General features: G+C 61.7%; 17 protein-coding genes and 1 tRNA gene. 11 read left to right on the top strand and 7 right to left on the bottom strand.

Going from position 1 to position 16,627, the window contains the following annotated elements:
• Positions 1-9: 9 nt before the first annotated feature.
• The 4 genes from AC1DPR_RS23015 (at position 10) to AC1DPR_RS23000 (ending at position 2,626) form a co-directional block, all read left to right on the top strand.
• Positions 10-339 carry an NIPSNAP family protein gene (locus AC1DPR_RS23015; RefSeq protein WP_018859024.1) on the top strand — a complete coding sequence of 110 codons (330 nt, stop codon included), beginning with the start codon at positions 10-12 and terminating at the stop codon, positions 337-339.
• Positions 336-689, top strand: a complete 354-nt coding sequence (locus AC1DPR_RS23010; protein WP_018116426.1) for an antibiotic biosynthesis monooxygenase family protein — start codon at positions 336-338, stop codon at positions 687-689. The genes AC1DPR_RS23015 and AC1DPR_RS23010 overlap by 4 nt, the downstream gene beginning before the upstream one ends.
• Positions 690-850: 161 nt before the next feature.
• Positions 851-1,981, top strand: a complete 1,131-nt coding sequence (locus AC1DPR_RS23005; RefSeq protein WP_016553038.1) for a site-specific DNA-methyltransferase — start codon at positions 851-853, stop codon at positions 1,979-1,981.
• 177 nt (positions 1,982-2,158) lie between these two features.
• Positions 2,159-2,626, top strand: a complete 468-nt coding sequence (locus tag AC1DPR_RS23000; protein ID WP_113471791.1) for a DUF6790 family protein — start codon at positions 2,159-2,161, stop codon at positions 2,624-2,626.
• Here AC1DPR_RS23000 and AC1DPR_RS22995 read toward each other — a convergent pair.
• The 3 genes from AC1DPR_RS22995 to mutY are packed head-to-tail and all read right to left on the bottom strand — an operon-like array spanning position 2,614 to position 4,685.
• Entirely contained in the window at positions 2,614-2,979 is a 366-nt protein-coding gene (locus tag AC1DPR_RS22995; protein ID WP_018859026.1) for a nuclear transport factor 2 family protein, read from the bottom strand. The genes AC1DPR_RS23000 and AC1DPR_RS22995 overlap by 13 nt on opposite strands.
• Before the next feature lie 2 nt (positions 2,980-2,981).
• A complete protein-coding gene (locus AC1DPR_RS22990; RefSeq protein ID WP_113471790.1) occupies positions 2,982-3,590 on the bottom strand; it encodes an HAD family hydrolase in 609 nt (202 codons plus the stop codon).
• 3 nt (positions 3,591-3,593) lie between these two features.
• Positions 3,594-4,685, bottom strand: coding sequence for an A/G-specific adenine glycosylase (gene mutY, locus AC1DPR_RS22985; RefSeq protein WP_026372017.1), 1,092 nt, complete (start codon positions 4,683-4,685; stop codon positions 3,594-3,596).
• Between the two features lie 97 nt (positions 4,686-4,782).
• Here mutY and AC1DPR_RS22980 point away from each other — a divergent pair, with 97 nt between their 5' ends.
• The 4 genes from AC1DPR_RS22980 to ppdK all read left to right on the top strand — a co-directional run bounded on the left by AC1DPR_RS22980 (position 4,783) and on the right by ppdK (position 12,779).
• On the top strand, positions 4,783-5,271 hold the full coding sequence (locus tag AC1DPR_RS22980; protein WP_018859029.1) for a DUF721 domain-containing protein: 489 nt from the start codon (positions 4,783-4,785) through the stop codon (positions 5,269-5,271).
• A 160-nt stretch (positions 5,272-5,431) separates the two neighbouring features.
• A complete protein-coding gene (locus AC1DPR_RS22975) occupies positions 5,432-6,124 on the top strand; it encodes a DsbA family protein (protein WP_026372018.1) in 693 nt (230 codons plus the stop codon).
• Between the two features lie 78 nt (positions 6,125-6,202).
• Positions 6,203-9,664 carry a chromosome segregation SMC family protein gene (locus AC1DPR_RS22970; RefSeq protein WP_113471807.1) on the top strand — a complete coding sequence of 1,154 codons (3,462 nt, stop codon included), beginning with the start codon at positions 6,203-6,205 and terminating at the stop codon, positions 9,662-9,664.
• Between the two features lie 397 nt (positions 9,665-10,061).
• Positions 10,062-12,779 (top strand): pyruvate, phosphate dikinase, encoded by a 2,718-nt coding sequence (gene ppdK / locus AC1DPR_RS22965; protein WP_018859032.1) that lies wholly within the window; start codon positions 10,062-10,064, stop codon positions 12,777-12,779.
• Here ppdK and AC1DPR_RS22960 read toward each other — a convergent pair.
• Positions 12,712-12,987, bottom strand: coding sequence for a hypothetical protein (locus tag AC1DPR_RS22960; protein WP_083929893.1), 276 nt, complete (start codon positions 12,985-12,987; stop codon positions 12,712-12,714). The two genes, ppdK and AC1DPR_RS22960, sit on opposite strands and share 68 nt — an antisense overlap.
• A 182-nt stretch (positions 12,988-13,169) precedes the next feature.
• Between AC1DPR_RS22960 and AC1DPR_RS22955 the strand changes: the two genes are divergently transcribed.
• The gene (locus AC1DPR_RS22955; protein WP_018116436.1) at positions 13,170-13,415 is read left to right on the top strand and encodes a hypothetical protein; all 246 of its coding nucleotides are present in this window, start codon (positions 13,170-13,172) and stop codon (positions 13,413-13,415) included.
• Positions 13,416-13,432: 17 nt separating this feature from the next.
• Here AC1DPR_RS22955 and AC1DPR_RS22950 read toward each other — a convergent pair whose 3' ends face one another.
• Positions 13,433-13,819, bottom strand: a complete 387-nt coding sequence (locus AC1DPR_RS22950; RefSeq protein ID WP_018860461.1) for a hypothetical protein — start codon at positions 13,817-13,819, stop codon at positions 13,433-13,435.
• Positions 13,820-14,036: 217 nt separating this feature from the next.
• Here AC1DPR_RS22950 and AC1DPR_RS22945 point away from each other — a divergent pair, with 217 nt between their 5' ends.
• A complete protein-coding gene (locus AC1DPR_RS22945) occupies positions 14,037-14,945 on the top strand; it encodes a DUF1499 domain-containing protein (protein WP_018860462.1) in 909 nt (302 codons plus the stop codon).
• Positions 14,946-15,019: 74 nt separating this feature from the next.
• Here the strand turns inward: AC1DPR_RS22945 and AC1DPR_RS22940 are convergent, their stop codons facing one another.
• Both AC1DPR_RS22940 and AC1DPR_RS22935 read right to left on the bottom strand, forming a co-directional pair.
• Positions 15,020-15,937 (bottom strand): MBL fold metallo-hydrolase, encoded by a 918-nt coding sequence (locus AC1DPR_RS22940; protein ID WP_018860463.1) that lies wholly within the window; start codon positions 15,935-15,937, stop codon positions 15,020-15,022.
• Positions 15,938-16,234 carry a cupin domain-containing protein gene (locus AC1DPR_RS22935; protein WP_018860464.1) on the bottom strand — a complete coding sequence of 99 codons (297 nt, stop codon included), beginning with the start codon at positions 16,232-16,234 and terminating at the stop codon, positions 15,938-15,940.
• A gap of 161 nt (positions 16,235-16,395) precedes the next feature.
• Here AC1DPR_RS22935 and AC1DPR_RS22930 point away from each other — a divergent pair.
• Positions 16,396-16,470 (top strand) — tRNA-Gln (locus AC1DPR_RS22930).
• Positions 16,471-16,627: the final 157 nt, after the last annotated feature.

Genomic DNA, 16,627 nt, shown 5'->3' with positions numbered 1-16,627 from the left:
GAGACCACGATGATTACTTGCTTCATCCGCTACGAGATCGATCCGTTCAAGAAGGAAGCCTTTGCCGAGTATGCCCGCAACTGGGGCCAGGCGATCCCGCGCAACGGTGCAGACCTGATCGGCTATTTCGCACCGCATGAGGGTTCGGCCACGACGGCTTACGGCGTGTACAATATCGAAAGCCTCGTCGCCTACGAGGCCTATCGCGCCCGTCTTGCCGCCGATACGCTCGGCAAGGAAAACTACGAGTTCGCCAAACGCGAACGTTTCATTCTCAAGGAAGATCGTATCTTCCTCAAAAACACTTCCCTTCCTCATGCAAAGCTGGTGATGCCATGATCGCTGTTATCTTCGAAGTCCTGCCCTTCATGGGCGAACGCCACACCTATCTCGATCTCGCCGGCGAGCTTCGCGGTGAACTGGAAAAGATCGACGGCTTCATCTCGATCGAGCGCTTCGAAAGCCTCACCAATCGTGGCAAGCTGCTTTCGCTTTCCTTCTGGCGTGACGAGGAGGCTGTGAAGACGTGGAGAAACCTGGAGGCGCACCGCGCCGCCCAGCACGCCGGCCGCAACGGCGTCTTCGCGGACTATCGGCTGCGCATCGGCCACATCGTCCGCGACTACGGCATGAATGACCGCGGCGAAGCGCCGGCGGATAGCCGCAAGGTGCACGACGTGGCGGCCTAACGAGAGCAGCCGTAAGGGCAGGGGCCGCTGCCCAACTCCTTCGGCGCCAAAGCGCCTGCGACTTATTTTCCCGAAATCGCTCATGCCTTCAGGCTTTGGTAACCAAACTGAGTAACCATAACAGACAGTAAAAAGCGTAATGTGTATGAGCGAGTTTCCAGATGGCGTCAGTATTTCCGCTTGCCGATCTCAAGGCCTCCGCAAAGCCGGACTCCTGGATCGACACGATCATCAAGGGCGATTGCGTTGCTGCCCTTGAAGCCCTGCCGAACCACTCCGTAGACGTAATTTTCGCCGATCCGCCGTACAATCTGCAGCTTGGCGGCACGCTGCATCGTCCCGATCAATCGCTGGTCGATGCCGTCGATGACGAGTGGGATCAGTTCGCGTCGTTCGAAGCCTATGACGCCTTCACCCGCGCCTGGCTGCTCGCGTGCCGCCGTGTCCTGAAGCCGACGGGCACGATCTGGGTGATCGGCTCCTATCACAATATCTTCCGCGTCGGCGCCACGCTGCAGGATCTGAACTTCTGGATCCTGAACGACATCGTTTGGCGCAAGACCAACCCGATGCCGAACTTCAAGGGCCGTCGTTTCCAGAACGCGCACGAGACGATGATCTGGGCGAGCCCGAACGCCAAGGCCAAGGGTTACACCTTCAACTACGACGCCATGAAGGCTGCCAACGACGACGTGCAGATGCGTTCCGACTGGCTGTTTCCGATCTGCAGCGGCAACGAGCGCCTGAAGGGCGACGACGGCAAGAAGGTGCACCCGACGCAGAAGCCGGAAGCGCTGCTTGCCCGCGTCATCATGGCTTCCTCGAAGCCCGGTGACATCATCCTTGACCCGTTCTTCGGCTCCGGCACGACGGGCGCCGTCGCCAAGCGCCTCGGCCGCCACTTCGTCGGCATCGAGCGCGAGCAGGACTACATCGACGCGGCCTCCGCCCGCATCGAAGCGGTGGAGCCGCTGGGCAAGGCTGAACTCACCGTCATGACCGGCAAAAAGCAGGAAGTCCGCGTGGCGTTCAACGTGCTGGTCGAAAGCGGCCTGATCAAGCCCGGCCAGGTGCTGACTGATGCGCGCCGTCGCTACAGTGCGATCGTTCGTGCTGACGGCACGGTCGCCTCCGGTGGCGAGGCCGGCTCCATTCATCGCCTTGGGGCAAAGGTTCAGGGCCTTGATGCATGCAACGGATGGACATTCTGGCACTTCGACGACGGGCAGTCCCTGCGCCCGATCGACGAATTGCGGTCCGTGATCCGCAGTGATCTGGCAAAGGCGGAATGACGCGCGCCTCGACCTGATCGAGACTCCCTTCTTCCGGTGTTTTGTACCTCCAGTTACGGAAGAAGGCCTGGCGCCCGGGATCAACACCCCGGGCGCTCTTCATTTTGGCTCGCGCGGCAGCGCAATTCCGTGTCATGTATCGGCGGCTGATGATCCGAAAGAGGCAAGGACCCCGCCATGTATCTTGCGATCATACTGTTGCTGATGCTTGTCCTGCCGCTGGGTTCGGTTGCCGCCGAAGCCCATTGGAGCGCGGACGCCAACGTCGTCTTCCTCGTCGGGAAATGGTTCGTCTTTTGGGGCGTCGGCATGCGACTGCTCGTGGCAAGCCTGAAGCAGATCATCAACCCGGCCTTCACTGCGGAGACGATCTTCGGTGTCACCGATCACAAGGCGCAGGCATTGGTGCAGGAGATCGGCTTCGGCAATCTCTCGATCGGCATGCTTGGCATATTCAGCCTCTTCGAGCCGCGGTGGATTGTCCCGGCAGCGATCACCGCCTGCCTTTTCTACGGGCTCGCCGGTCTGAAGCATCTTCTCGAGCGGCCGAAAAACAGGTCGAGGAAGATCGCGATGTTCTCCGACCTGTGGCTCTTCTTCGTGCTCGCTTTTTATCTTTCCGCAGCGTTCTTTCAAAACGCCTGATAGTCCGTTACCTGGACGTGAGTGACACGACCGTCGTCGTTGAAGGTGATCGTCTCTTCGCCTTCCCGGACGAGTGGCTTGCCCGTCTTGCTGTGCGTTGCGCGAACGGACCACACGGCGCGGCCGGCATTCGGGCTGACCTTCTCGACCAGCGTGTTGATTGCCGTCTGGTCCGGGTAGTCCTCGAAATACTTGCGGAAGGCGACCATGATCTCAGCCCGCCCCGACAGGCTTCCGACCCCGTTCGAGACATAGGTCGCGTCGTCCGCGAAATAGTCCTCGATCATATCGAAGTCGAGCGCGTTGATCGCGCCGTGAAAACGTTTGATTTCCTCAACCGGATCGAATGCCATCGTCAGAGCCTCACGCCGCGCGCTGCAAGATCGGCGCGCAGCTTGTCGGCGCCGGTGAAGAGAACCGCATCCCAGCCGGCCGCCTTGGCGCCATCGACGTTGGGGGCGGAGTCATCGATGAAGATTGTCGCCGCCGGATTGAGGCCGAAGCTCTTGGCGTGTGTTTCGTAGATCGCAATGTCGGGCTTGATGAGACCGACGTCGCCGGAAACGGTAACGCCGCGCGGCTTCGTCAGGAACGGAAAGCGGACCTGCGCTTCGCGGAAGGTGTCGGAAGCGAAGTTCGTCAGCATCGTCACGTCCTGGCCATCGGCAATCAGGCCTTCCATGATGGTGACGCTGTCGTCGTAGGAGTGGGGGACCATCTCGTGCCAGTATTTGCGGAAGGCCCGGATATGCTCCTCGCGATCCGGATGAACCTCGATCAGCAGGGCTTCAGCTTCCTCCCAGGTGCGGCCGCGATCCTGCTCGACGTTCCAGTCATGAGTGCAGACATTATCGAAAAACCACTTGCGTTCGGCCTCATCGGGAATGAGGCGGCTGAACGGAATATTCGGATCGTAATGGATGAGAACTTTTCCGATGTCGAAAACAATATGGTCGATGGGCATCGATTAATCCTTGGCATGTTTGAACGCGAGCGGGATAGCCGCGGTGATTGCTTTTTTCATGACGGTCGGCAGTGCCTGCGAGTCTAGATTTGTAACCGGCTCCCACCAACCGTTATCCACTTGAATTCGCGAGGGGATCGCGACGCGGTAGATCGAGAGCCTGAGCTCGAAATGGGTGAAGACGTGGGTGACGGTCCCGCAAGGCTCCCAGGCAGCCGGGAAAGGCGCAGCATCGGCCGAGCTTTCCCCGTCCTGCCGCGCCGTCCAATTGGTCGTCGGCACTTCCGTCATGCCGCCGAGCAGGCCGCTCTCGATGCGCCGCCGCAACATGAGGTCGCCATCCGCCGTGACCGCGATAAAGGCTGCGCCCTGACGGATCGGCTTTTCCTTCGTGGCTGCCTTGACCGGAAAGCGCTCGGGATCGTGCAGGCGCAGCGCCTCGCAGGATCCCCTGAAGGGACAGAGCGAACAGGCGGGCCGCTTCGGCGTACAGATCGTGGCGCCGAGATCCATCATTGCCTGCGCAAAGTCGCCGGGCCGATCCTGCGGCGTCAGCAGAGCCACCTTCTGTTTCATCAATGGTTTGGCAGCGGGTAGGGGCGTAGCGATCGCGTAAAGGCGCGAGATCACCCGCTCGACGTTGCCATCCATCACGGCTGCCTGCCGGTTGAAGGCTATCGCCGCCACCGCGGCCGCCGTATAGTCCCCGATGCCGGGAAGCGACTTCAGCCCCTCCTCGGTATCTGGAAAGATGCCGTTATGATCGGACGCGACGGCCTCCGCGCATTTCTTGAGGTTGCGGGCGCGGGCGTAGTATCCAAGCCCGGCCCAGGCCGCCATAACGTCTTCGCTGGCGGCATCGGCGAGGTCACGCACGCTCGGCCAGCGTGCCAGGAAATTGGCGAAGTAGGGTTTCACCGCCGGCACCGTCGTCTGCTGTAGCATCACCTCGGAAAGCCAGACGTGATAGGGATCGGCCTTGATGCCGCGCGCCGCCATCGGCGGCGAGACGCGCCATGGCAGATCGCGATGGTGGCGGTCGTACCAGTCGAGAAGGGGCTTGGCGGCAGGCGCGTCCAGTGTCGTCGATGTCATCATTTGCCGTCGTGAGGGGAAGTGCCCTATACTTGGCGAAGCAATGCCGCGCGATCAAGGCAGTGGTGCCTGAACGCAGGGCGATCTGAAGGTTTCGATGAGTTATCCACGCAAAGGTGAAAAGCAGATCTCCGAATTGGCCAACGGGCTGATCGATCCCGTGCTGGCGCGCCGTGCCGGAATCAACACTGCGCTGCTTGGCTCGTGGGATGAAATCGCCGGTGCGGAGTTCGCCGACTGCACGCGTCCGGAAAAGATCGCCTGGGCGCGCGGCAACGACGAGGGCAGCTTTCGGCCCGGTGTGCTCACGATTGCCTGCGAGGGCGCCCGCGCGCTGTTCCTGACCCATGCGCAAGGCGAGTTGATCCAGCGCGTCAACAGCTTCTTCGGATTTGCCGCCGTCCACCAGATCCGTATCGTCCAGAAACCCGTCTATCCGGCGGTGAAGCGCTCCCGCACGCCTCCTCCCTTGAAGGGGGCGGCTGCGGCAAAGCTGGAGGATATGATGGAGGGGATCGAGGGCGATAAGCTGCGCGAAGCCGTGAAGCGGCTCGGCACGGCCGTGCTGGGCAAGCGCGGTCGCTAACGCCTTGCAAGTGTTGGCGCGGCAATTCTGTCCGCAATTTAATCGGGCTGTCCAACCAAGGTCACAATTCTTTGAAGAAAGTTCGCGAGCCGTGTCTTGTTCAGGACTTCGAGGCGCTATATCGGACTCACAGCCATTACTCTCATTTATGGGGACCTTCATGCCGATTTCTGAAATGCAACTGACGAAACGCCAGCTTCTGGGCGGCGTGGCTGCCGCGACCGCGACCCTGGCGGTTTTCAGTAGCGCGCATGCCGCTGTCGAAGTGCCTCAGCCCGATGGCGAGGTCGACATGGCCGCCGTGCTGAAGCCGGGCCCGCTGCCGGAAATGGTGCTTGGCAAGGAAGACGCCCCGGTAACGATCGTCGAATACATGTCGATGACCTGCCCGCACTGCGCTCACTTCCACACGACGACCTTCGACGCGATCAGGAAGAAGTATGTCGACACCGGTAAGGTCCGCTTCATGATCCGCGAATTCCCCTTTGATCCGCGCGCCGCTGCCGCCTTCATGCTGGCCCGCTGCAATCCGCAGAAGCCGGAAGAAATGAGCACGCCGGAACAGTATTTCGCGATGGTATCCATGCTCTTCAAGCAGCAGCAGACCTGGGCCGCTGCCGATGATGGCCGCGCTGCACTGCTGCAGATGGCCAAACTTGCTGGATTTACTGAGGATAGTTTCACGAAGTGCTTGACGAACCAGAAGCTGCTGGATGAAGTGAACGCAACGCGGGAACGAGGTTCCAAGGAGTTTGGCGTCAATGCCACGCCGACGTTCCTCATCAACGGCAAGCGCTTTTCTGGAGACATGACGGTTGACACCATGTCGGCCCTTATCGACAGCCTGCTCTAATCTGAACCGTATCCGATCGGCGGGCGACGGCGGAAGCCGTACGCCCGTCTTTTGCTTTATCAGGCGCGGGGACGCGGCATGAAGTTCAACAAGCTTCGCGTCGTCGGCTTCAAGTCCTTCGTCGAACCCACCGAATTCATCATCGAGCGCGGACTGACCGGTATCGTCGGCCCGAACGGCTGCGGCAAGTCGAACCTCGTCGAAGCGCTGCGCTGGGTGATGGGCGAGAATTCCTACAAGAACATGCGCGCGTCCGGCATGGACGATGTCATCTTCTCCGGCTCCGGCAATCGTCCCGCCCGCAACACGGCTGAAGTAGCACTCTATCTCGACAATGCCGAGCGTACGGCGCCCGCTGCCTTCAACGACAGCGACGAGATCCAGGTCACGCGCCGCATCGAGCGGGAGCAGGGATCGATCTACCGCATCAACGGCAAGGAAAGCCGCGCCAAGGACGTGCAGCTTCTCTTTGCTGACGCCTCCACCGGCGCCCGTTCGCCGTCCATGGTCGGGCAAGGACGGATCGGCGAGTTGATCTCGGCAAAGCCGCAGGCCCGCCGCCAGTTGCTTGAAGAGGCAGCCGGCATATCTGGCCTGCATTCGCGCCGTCACGAAGCCGAGCTTCGCCTGCGTGCCGCCGAAAGCAATCTCGAACGTCTCGACGACGTGACTTCTCAACTGGAGAGCCAGATCGAGAGCCTGAAGCGTCAGGCCCGCCAGGCAAGCCGTTTCAAGTCGCTGTCCGCGGATATACGCGCCCGCGAGGCGCTGCTTCTGCACATCCGCTGGGTTCAGGCCAAGGAGGCCGAAGCCGAGGCCGATAGCGCGCTCAATCAGGCCACCGTCGTCGTCGCCGAAAAGGCGCAGATGCAGATGGAGGCCGCCAAGGTTCAGGGCATTACAAGCCTGAAGCTGCCGGAATTGCGGGACGCCGAAGCACGCGCCGCTGCCGCGTTGCAGCGCCTGCAGATCGCCAAGACCCAGCTCGAGGAGGATGCCAACCGCATCCTGCGCCGTCGTGACGAACTGACCCGCCGTCTTGCGCAGCTCGGCGAGGATATCCGCCGCGAGGAGCGGCTGGTTGCCGATAACGCCGAAATCCTGGCGCGGCTGGATGCCGAAGAGAGCGAGATCACTGAGATCCTTGCCGATTCCGGCCGTTTTGCCGAGGAGACACGCGAGGCCTTCGAGGAGGCTGCCGCAAAGCTCGCCGACAGTGAGCGCACTTTTACCGCGTTGACAGCCGAACGCGCCGAGGCTGCAGCCGGGCGCAACCAGCTCGAGCGCGCCATTCGCGACCTTGCCGATCGCAAAATGCGCCTTGAACGGCAGATGGATGAGGCCAACCGCGAGCTGTCGGCCATCGGGGAGAAGATTTCCAGCCTGCCCGATCCGGACGAGAAGCGGGACGTGGTCGAGGCGGGCGAGCAGGCTCTTGCCGAGGCGGAAGCCGCAATCCAGGGCGTCGAGCAGGCCTTGGCCGCTGCGCGCCAGACCGAGGCTCTTTCCCGATCGCCTGTCGATCAGGCGCGTGCGAAGCTGAACGCCATCGAAACGGAAGCCCGGACCATTTCGCGCATGCTGGCTGCCGGTGCCGCGGCAGGCGAATTTGCACCCGTTGCCGATGAACTTCGCGTCGATCGCGGCTTTGAGACGGCGCTCGGTGCGGCCCTTGGCGACGACATCGAATCCCCGCTCGATCCGAAGGCGCCGGTGCATTGGTCCGGCCATGGTGACGGTGCCGCCGACCCGGCATTGCCGGCTGGCGCGACGCCGCTGATCGACCATGTGCGCGCTCCTGCCGCACTGATGCGCCGCCTGAAGCAGATCGGCCTCGTCTCCGGTTCGGATGCGGCAACCCTGATGAGGGACCTCAAGCCAGGCCAACGCCTGGTGACCAAGGAGGGCGCCGTCTATCGATGGGACGGCCATGTCACCGGCGCGGATGCGCCGAGTGCGGCGGCACTCCGGCTGGCACAGAAGAACCGGCTCGCCGAACTGGAAAGCGAAGCCGCGCTTGCCCGCGACATACTTGATGAAGCGGAGGAACGCCTGGCGAGTGCGGCCGATGCCATCCGACTTCAGGAACAGCGCCTCGCCGAGGCGCGCGAGAAGAGCCGTATATCCGCGCGGCAACTCGCCGAGGCGCGCGAAGCGCTGGCAGCGGCCGAGCGGGCCTCTGGCGATCTCATCCGCCGCCGTGATGTCATTGCAGAATCTGTCAGCCAGCTTCAGATCCAGCTTGAAGATCTCTCGATCCAGGAAGAGAACGCTCGGATCGAGTTGGAAGACGCCCCTGATTTGACGGCGATCGACGTACGGCTTCGAGCGCAGCAGGCGGAAGTCGCGACCGATCGTGGCGCACTTGCAGAAGCGCGGGCACGCCATGAAAGCCTGAACCGCGAGAACGAAGCCCGTCAGCGCCGCATCATTGCCATCGGGCAGGAGCGCGAGACCTGGCGCCAGCGCGCTGCCAGCGCCGAGGACCACATCGCGACACTTCGCGACCGCGAGGAGGAGGCGCGGGAGGAAGCGTCTGAGCTCGAAATGGCGCCCGATGAGTTCGACGACAAGCGCCGCGCGCTCTTGATCGAACTCCAGAAGGCCGAGGAAGCACGTCGCCACGCGGCCGATGTGCTTGCTGAAGCCGAGCTCGTCCAGCGTGACGCCGACCGCAAGGCGGCGACAGCGCTTTCCGAACTCGCCGAAAGCCGCGAGCGCCGCGGTCGCGCCGAAGAGCGGCTAGTCTCGGCGCGCGAAAAGCGACAGGAAACCGAGGCCCGAATTCGTGAGGCGCTAAACGTTGCGCCGCACGAGGCGCTTCGGCTTGCCGGACTTGAGTCGCTGCAGGCAGCACCCGATCTTCGCGAGGTCGAGCGCGAACTCGAACGCCTCAAGATGGAGCGCGAGCGCCTTGGCGCCGTGAACCTGCGCGCCGAGGAAGAACAGAAGGAACTGAGCGGGAAGCTCGAGGCGCTGATCAAGGAACGCGACGACGTGATCGATGCGATCCGCAAGTTGCGTGGCGCGATCCAGAGCCTCAATCGCGAGGGTCGCGAGCGCCTGCTCGCCGCGTTCGACGTGGTCAACGGCCAGTTCCAGCGCCTTTTCACCCATCTTTTCGGCGGAGGAACGGCCGAACTGCAACTGATCGAATCCGATGATCCGCTCGAGGCAGGCCTGGAAATTCTCGCCCGTCCGCCGGGCAAGAAGCCGCAGACGATGACGCTCCTTTCGGGCGGCGAGCAGGCGCTGACGGCAATGGCACTGATCTTTGCCGTCTTCCTGACCAATCCGGCCCCGATCTGCGTGCTGGACGAAGTGGACGCCCCGCTCGATGACCACAATGTCGAGCGCTATTGCAACCTGATGGACGAAATGGCCGCCTCCACCGAGACGCGTTTCGTCATCATCACACATAATCCGATCACCATGGCGCGCATGAACAGGCTGTTCGGCGTGACGATGGCGGAGCAGGGGGTATCGCAGCTCGTGTCGGTCGATCTTCAGACCGCCGAACAACTGCGCGAGATTGCCTGAGCCAAAGGCTGGGAAAAGCCCAAAAAAAGTCTGCCAGAATGGGCTGACTCCACCATTCAGGTAATGTTTTCCTACCGATCTTGTATTAGAGATTGCTTCATGGTGTCGCCGAATTGCCGCGAAAAGGTATCGGCTGCATGGTTTCCTGCGCGACGCGCTCGGAGCAATATGGTTTTGGCTCTGACAGTCCGTATGGACGGAACCCCCCGTCCGGTTTTCCTGGCTGGACGGACATAAGGCTTTGCGGGACTTTGTTGCAGTCCCGCAAAGCTTTTTCTCCCCTCAATCGCTTCAGTCTGTCGCAGTTATTGTGCGCCGCAACATTTCGGCCGCATTTGTCGATTTTCATTTCAACACCAAGGGATTAAGTTGATCCGGATTTGGTGTTGGGGGGAATATGACCAAGTGGGTCTATACATTTGGCAATGGTCAGGCAGAGGGTAGTGCCCTTGAGGGCGAGCGTTTGGGCGGCAAAGGCGCAAACCTCGCGGAAATGTGCAACCTGGGTCTGCCTGTCCCTCCTGGTCTGACGATCATCGCCGGCGCCTGCTCTGCCTACTACAAGAACGGACGGCAGATTGCAGAAGAGCTGAAGGCACAGGTCCGCGCGGGCATTCAAGGGATCGAAGAAATTACCGGCCGGCGGTTCGGCGCGGGCGATCGGCCGCTGCTCTTGTCCGTGCGCTCGGGAGCGCGCGTTTCGATGCCGGGGATGATGGACACCGTCCTCAATCTCGGCCTCAACGATGAAACCGTACAAGCGCTCGGCCACGATGCCGGCGACGCACGGTTCGCCTGGGATAGCTACCGCCGTTTCATCCAGATGTATGCCGACGTCGTCATGCGTCTCGATCACGAGGTGTTCGAGGAGATCCTCGAGGACGAGAAGGCGCGGCTCGGCTATGAGTTTGATACCGAACTGACCGCCAACGAATGGCAGCACGTGGTCTCGCTCTACAAGAGCCTGATTGAGGAGGAGCTGGGCGAGGAGTTTCCTCAAGATCCCGAGGTGCAGCTATGGGGCGCTGTAGGCGCCGTCTTCGCCAGCTGGATGAGCGTCCGGGCAGTCACCTATCGCCAGCTTCACAATATTCCCGAAGGCTGGGGCACGGCGGTCAACATCCAGGCGATGGTCTTCGGAAACCACGGTAATTCGTCCGCGACCGGTGTTGCCTTCACGCGTAATCCGTCGACGGGCAATAAATCGCTCTATGGCGAATTCCTCGTCAATGCGCAGGGCGAGGATGTGGTTGCCGGCATCCGCACGCCGCAGAGCATTACCGAGGAGGGACGCATCAGCTCCGGTTCCGAACGACCGTCGATGGAAAAGCTGATGCCGGATGCCTTCAAGGAGCTGTCAGGCATCTGTTCCGAGCTTGAAACGCATTATCGCGAGATGCAGGACATCGAGTTCACCATCGAGCGCGGAAAGCTCTGGATGCTGCAGACCCGCGCGGGCAAGCGCTCGACGCGCGCTGCGATGAAGATCGCCGTCGACATGGTAGATGAGAAACTCATCACCGAAGAAGAAGCGGTGCTTCGCATCGAACCTTCGTCACTGGACCAGCTCCTGCACCCGACGATTGACCCGCGTGTTACCCGCGAGATCATCGGCACCGGCCTGCCGGCCTCGCCCGGCGCGGCGACCGGCGAGATCGTCTTCACCGCCGAGGAGGCCGTGACAGCGTCCGAGGAGGGGCGCAAGGTTATCCTGCTGCGTGTCGAGACCAGTCCAGAAGACATCCACGGCATGCACGCGGCCGAGGGCATTCTGACGACACGTGGCGGCATGACCAGCCATGCCGCGGTTGTCGCACGCGGCATGGGCATCCCCTGCGTGGTCGGCGCTGGTGGCATGCGCATCGACGCCCGCAACGAGCGGCTGATCGGCGTCGGCGTCACGCTGAAGAAGGGCGACGTCATCACCATCGACGGTTCGGCCGGGCAGGTGTTGAAGGGTGACGTGCAGATGATCCAGCCGGAGCTCTCCGGCGATTTCGGGCGCATCATGCAATGGGCCGATCGGGCGCGGCGCATGACCGTGCGCACTAATGCCGATACGCCGGCTGATGCGCGCGCGGCTCGCTCCTTCGGTGCCGAGGGCATCGGCCTTTGCCGCACCGAGCACATGTTCTTCGAGGGCGACCGCATTCATCTGATGCGCGAGATGATCCTGGCGGAGGATGAAACCGGCCGCCGCGCCGCTCTTGATAGCCTGCTGCCGGTCCAGCGCCACGATTTCACCAGCCTGTTCAACGTCATGCACGGCCTGCCGGTGACGATCCGTCTGCTCGATCCGCCGCTGCACGAATTCCTGCCGAAGACGGACGAGGAGATCGCCGACGTTTCCGCCGCAATGGGCATGGACGCTGCAGCACTGCGCCAGCGCGTCGATGCGCTGCATGAGTTCAATCCGATGCTCGGCCATCGCGGCTGCCGACTGGCGATTTCCTACCCTGAAATTGTCGAGATGCAGGCGCGCGCCATTTTCGAGGCGGCGGTCGCGGCAGCCCATGAAACGGGTGCTGCCGTCGTGCCCGAGATCATGGTGCCCCTGGTTGGGTTGCGCTCCGAGCTGGACTACGTCAAGGAGCGCATCGACGCCATCGCCGGGGACGTCATGGCGGAGGCCGGCATGCGGATCGACTACCTGGTCGGCACGATGATCGAACTGCCGCGTGCAGCCCTCAGGGCCCATATCATCGCCGAAGCGGCGGAGTTCTTCTCCTTCGGCACCAACGACCTGACGCAGACAACCTTCGGCATCTCGCGCGACGATGCATCCGCCTTTATTCCGACCTATCAGCGCAAGGGGATCATCGAGCACGATCCCTTCATTTCGCTGGATTTCGACGGTGTCGGGGAGTTGATCCGCATTGCCGCCGAACGCGGTCGGCGCACGCGCAATGACATGAAGCTCGGGATTTGCGGCGAACATGGCGGCGATCCGGTATCCATCCATTTCTGCGAGGAAATCGGATTGGACTACGTGTCCTGTTCACCCTTCCGCGTGCCGATTGCCCGGCTTGCCGCCGCGCAGGCGGTGATTACCAATGGCGCCCGTATCCGCGACCGTAGTAAGGACGGTCGAGATCATAGGACATCTGCAACATGAGCATATCGCTGTCGTAACGCGCCTGGGCACGGCGATAGAGATCGATGCGCTGCATGCAGGTCGCGAAGCCCTCCGTGCCGCGCCGGAAGCCATAGCGTAAGCATTGAGCCTCGTCGGCGGCGCGCCGCTCTTCCGGCGTCATTGTTTGGCAGGCCGAGAGGCCGATTGATAGCGCGGCAAGCGCGAGAGCTAAAACGAGCGTACGCATCCACATGTCTCTGCAATCAAAACTCTGCGCCATCAGATGACGCCAATCGGCGGTTACAGTCAACCAAAAGAATAACTTAGGCCGAAGCGGTGCGCTTGCATCGCTGCTTTCAACGCCTGTGGCCTTCCGTCTGTGGAGGATCGTCTGTAAGAAGACGGCTCGGACGACATTGGAAGATAAACATGGCACTACGCGATCGATTCTCGAAGAAACTGACCTGCCCGCAATGCGGCAACGCCGGCTTTGCGGAAGCGTCCGAGACGGATGATCCGAAGCGCAAGCATCCGGGCTTTAGCGTCGATCATCTACCGCGCGGCTTCTTCATCCAGCGCGCGTCCAACCATCAGGAAACTTCCATGATCAAGTGTGAGTGCGGGCGCAAATTCCCGTTCCGCAGCCTGGCTGAAGCAGCGGCGCAACGCGATTAGAGCCGAAAGGCTCTAGGTCAGAACCGTTCAAGAACCTTGATGAAGGCGTCGGCGAAGCGGATGAGGTGGGCCGTCGCAGGATCCGGCGCTTCCATGCGGATTTCCGTGCCGCTGTGATCCAGCACGGCAAGAACGACACGCATCTGTTCGCTCATGGACGGGATGCGCAGCACTGCAATGCGCTTGCAATCGTCCATCAATCCCTCGGCGGGAAGATCAAACAGGAATTCTCCGCCAGCCTTGGCGGATGCTACGCGGACGGTTTCGCAGAAGTCGGATTTGCCATCGTATCCGTCGAGCGACAATTCCAGTTCCAGAAGCTCTATCGGCAGAAGCGGATCTGCATGATCGGCTGCGCCCAGCGTCGGCGACTGGGTTCCCGATGCGGGCTCCGGTGCAATCATTGCCCTTCTCCTGTTGGTCGGTTGCGACCCAAACCATACAACTGCAAATCAAGGAATATCAGAAAATGCTTACGCACGCCATTGTCGTCTTCCCCGTGGATTGCGCCCATCGGAATGACACAACAGTTCAATTTAGGCGAATCTTGCACTAAACAAGTGGAGGGCGATTTTGCGCGTTCATGCGAGACGCGCCGCTTGCGAGTAACCGGTAAGTTTGATGGCAATCCGTTTCGACCGCCCTGTTTCAAATGCTGCCCGCTTCTCGCGGCGCTTCGCAGCGTTTGCCCTGGTTCTCTGCCTTGCGGCTCTGGTTGGTCATCGCTTCGCCGGCCTTTCTACGCCATACCTTGTGCTGGTTCTGCTCGTCTCCGCGGGCTTCGCGCTGCTTGGGACCTTGCTTGCCGTTGCCGGGCTGCGCAGCCTCTGGCTGACGGGTGCCGAAGGCGGGCTCGATGCCTTGAAAGCCTTGATTTATGTGGCCCTTCCGCTCGCCATCGGCGGGATTGCCGCCGAACGCTATTTCGCGCTGCCGGCGATCTACGACGTGTCAACCGATATCGTCTCGGCGCCGGACTGGCTGAAGACGCCGAACGCAGATCAGATCTGGCTGAAGCGAGAGCCGGCGGTCACGCCTGAGGACCGCGAAAAGCAGCTCGAAGCCTACCCGGAACTCACAGGCCGTCGCTACGACGGCGCTATCGACCGCGTGCTCGAAGCCGTCAAGAAGGTCGCCAAGGAGAATGGCATCCGCATTACCCGCGCCGACGGTGACAGCGAGCCAAGCCCCGATCTCGAGAAGCGACCGGCGAAGCCGCAGCCAGATGACGCCGCGGTTGCTGAGGCGCCAGAAGCCGTGCCGGTCCCGACGCCACGGCCCTACGACGACGACGTTGCGCAGCTGATTCGCCGGGCCAATGGCGTAACGCTGCAGGGCGAAACCCGCACCTTGGTTCTCGGCCTGCGTTTCGACATCGTCATCCGCTTGCGGGAGGAAGCGGAAACCACCTTCGTCGACGTCAGGGTCGCCTCGCGCTACGGCCCGCATGATCTCGGCCTCAGCGCCGATATCGCGGAGAACTACCTCAAGGCGCTCGATTCCGAATTGCTCGGCATCGCTGGCAGCTAGCCTCGTTCGCCTTAATATCTGCCATCGAAGACGATGACAGGCTTGTCGTCGGCAAATACAGGCGCCGTCGTAAGCTATTTCCGTGTTGCAGGTCGGTAGGAGCCGAAAAGGGCAGGCGGTCCATCCGTTTCGATCTCACCCCGCTCCACCAGATCCTCGATATGGGCAAGAACCGAAAGCGCGGCAGCGCCATGCAGGCGCGGATCCGTCTCGCGATAGATCACCTTCACCATGTCGGGGATGTTCGTATCGCCAGCGCGGATGCGGCCGAGCACGGCGCGTTCGCGCATCCGCCGATGCGTCTTCAGGGCTCGCATGAAAGAGATCGGCTTGCGGACGGGGCCGCCATGTCCGGGAAGCAGCAGGCGGTCGTGCCTCTCGATCAGCTTGTCGAGGGAGGCCATGTAGTCGGCCATCGAGCCATCGGGCGGCGCGACGATGGAGGTAGCCCACCCCATGACATGATCGGCGGAAAACAGGATCCCGGTTCCCTCGAGCGCGAAGGCCGCGTGATTGGCGGTATGCCCGGGCGTCAACACGCCCGTCAGCCCCCAGCCGTCGCCCTCGATCGTCTCGCCGTCGCCGATTGTGACGTCGGGCCGGAATTCCAGGTCCGAGCTTTCGGCGAAGGGATTGATCTCGCCCTGATGCAGTGGCCGGGCAGCGCGGTGTGGTCCCTCGGCGACGATCCGCGCCCCGGTCGCCGCCTGCAGGCGCCGAGACAGCGGGGAGTGGTCGCGATGGGTATGACTGATGAAGATATGGGTGACCTCGCGTCCATCGAGCGCTGCCATCAATGCCTGCAAGTGTGCCTCGTCCTCCGGCCCAGGATCGATGACCGCCACGGAGCGATCCCCGACGATGTAGCTGTTCGTGCCGTGAAACGTGAAGGCGCTCGGATTGTTGACCGTAATGCGCTGCACGTCTGAGGCAACAGGCACGGCCTGGCCATAGGCGGGCTCGAAGGCCAAATTGAACTCGGGACTTGCCATTTACTTGTATTCGATCTCGATGAAGGACATCGGCTGATCGCCGGCATTGACGACATTGTGCTCGATCCCGGCGTCGCGGCGGTAGGCAGCGCCCTTGGCAATATCGACCCTGCGGCTGCCGTCCTTTTCCTCCAGCAGGAACTGGCAATCGGTCATCGGCACGACGACATAGCCCATCCCATGTGTATGGATGCCCGTATCGGCTCCCGGCTCGAAGTCCCAGCGCGTGATCCGAACCACGGCATCGTCGAGCAGCAGCGTTGCGAGGGCAGGCGGGCGGGCGCGGTACTGGCTCATCGTTACTCCATCGTCCTGGACGGCTGACGCGAGACCTAGCATGGTGACGCAAAATGCGCACAGAAATATGCAATGGCCCGAAACTTAATGATTGTGACGTCAAGCGAGCTTTGCTAAGCAGGCGTCGATTTGGCAAGCGGGTCTCCGCTTTCAAGCTCTGGTGGGGCGTCGCCAAGCGGTAAGGCACCGGTTTTTGGTACCGGCATTCCCAGGTTCGAATCCTGGCGCCCCAGCCATTGAATTCCGGTCCGTTCTGGACACATAGGTTACGTTTTATTCCTGAGACATAGGTGACACTTTTGGACCGAAAGGGTTCGGCAAAGGTTCAAGCCTGCATGTCTCATCATCGAAGTATCCCAGATCGTAGTCCATAAAGCTTGTCAGCGAGATATG

The organism is Rhizobium sp. 01T417 (assembly GCF_056398905.1).
Note: the sequence above shows the minus strand (reverse complement) of the source record. Positions and strands in the feature narration are given on the sequence as shown.

What these genes read in the sequence shown, in the direction of transcription:
- AC1DPR_RS23015 (WP_018859024.1), top strand. Translation starts at nt 10, where the DNA reads ATGATTACTTGCTTCATCCGCTACGAGATCGATCCGTTCAAGAAGGAA.
- AC1DPR_RS23010 (WP_018116426.1), top strand. Translation starts at nt 336, where the DNA reads ATGATCGCTGTTATCTTCGAAGTCCTGCCCTTCATGGGCGAACGCCAC.
- AC1DPR_RS23005 (WP_016553038.1), top strand. Translation starts at nt 851, where the DNA reads ATGGCGTCAGTATTTCCGCTTGCCGATCTCAAGGCCTCCGCAAAGCCG.
- AC1DPR_RS23000 (WP_113471791.1), top strand. Translation starts at nt 2,159, where the DNA reads ATGTATCTTGCGATCATACTGTTGCTGATGCTTGTCCTGCCGCTGGGT.
- AC1DPR_RS22995 (WP_018859026.1), bottom strand. Translation starts at nt 2,979, where the DNA reads ATGGCATTCGATCCGGTTGAGGAAATCAAACGTTTTCACGGCGCGATC.
- AC1DPR_RS22990 (WP_113471790.1), bottom strand. Translation starts at nt 3,590, where the DNA reads ATGCCCATCGACCATATTGTTTTCGACATCGGAAAAGTTCTCATCCAT.
- mutY (WP_026372017.1), bottom strand. Translation starts at nt 4,685, where the DNA reads ATGACATCGACGACACTGGACGCGCCTGCCGCCAAGCCCCTTCTCGAC.
- AC1DPR_RS22980 (WP_018859029.1), top strand. Translation starts at nt 4,783, where the DNA reads ATGAGTTATCCACGCAAAGGTGAAAAGCAGATCTCCGAATTGGCCAAC.
- AC1DPR_RS22975 (WP_026372018.1), top strand. Translation starts at nt 5,432, where the DNA reads ATGCCGATTTCTGAAATGCAACTGACGAAACGCCAGCTTCTGGGCGGC.
- AC1DPR_RS22970 (WP_113471807.1), top strand. Translation starts at nt 6,203, where the DNA reads ATGAAGTTCAACAAGCTTCGCGTCGTCGGCTTCAAGTCCTTCGTCGAA.
- ppdK (WP_018859032.1), top strand. Translation starts at nt 10,062, where the DNA reads ATGACCAAGTGGGTCTATACATTTGGCAATGGTCAGGCAGAGGGTAGT.
- AC1DPR_RS22960 (WP_083929893.1), bottom strand. Translation starts at nt 12,987, where the DNA reads ATGCGTACGCTCGTTTTAGCTCTCGCGCTTGCCGCGCTATCAATCGGC.
- AC1DPR_RS22955 (WP_018116436.1), top strand. Translation starts at nt 13,170, where the DNA reads ATGGCACTACGCGATCGATTCTCGAAGAAACTGACCTGCCCGCAATGC.
- AC1DPR_RS22950 (WP_018860461.1), bottom strand. Translation starts at nt 13,819, where the DNA reads ATGATTGCACCGGAGCCCGCATCGGGAACCCAGTCGCCGACGCTGGGC.
- AC1DPR_RS22945 (WP_018860462.1), top strand. Translation starts at nt 14,037, where the DNA reads ATGGCAATCCGTTTCGACCGCCCTGTTTCAAATGCTGCCCGCTTCTCG.
- AC1DPR_RS22940 (WP_018860463.1), bottom strand. Translation starts at nt 15,937, where the DNA reads ATGGCAAGTCCCGAGTTCAATTTGGCCTTCGAGCCCGCCTATGGCCAG.
- AC1DPR_RS22935 (WP_018860464.1), bottom strand. Translation starts at nt 16,234, where the DNA reads ATGAGCCAGTACCGCGCCCGCCCGCCTGCCCTCGCAACGCTGCTGCTC.